At 65.4% G+C, this 260-nt stretch carries 1 protein-coding gene; it reads right to left on the bottom strand.

Annotated elements, in window-relative coordinates; all coding sequences use genetic code 11:
- Positions 1–260: ABC transporter permease subunit (locus ACZ3HH_RS30540; protein ID WP_465810387.1), on the bottom strand; the 260-nt coding region annotated here is incomplete at both ends.

Genomic DNA, 260 nt, shown 5'->3' with positions numbered 1-260 from the left:
GCCACGGCCAGCAGCACGCCGGTCACCACGCCCGCCTTGACGGCACGCAGGCGCACGATGATGGCCACCTTCCAGCGCGGTGCACCCAGCGCGAAGGCCGCTTCACGCAGGCCGCTCGGCACCAGCTTCAACATGTTGTCGGTGGTCCGCACCACCACCGGAATGGCGATCAGCGAAATGGCGAAGGTACCGGCCCAGCCCGAGAAGTGGTTCACGTTGGCCACGTAGATGGCGTAGATGAACAGGCCAATCACGATCGA

Source organism: Pseudomonas sp. PME37.24/025 (assembly GCF_055556615.1).
Note: the sequence above shows the minus strand (reverse complement) of the source record. Positions and strands in the feature narration are given on the sequence as shown.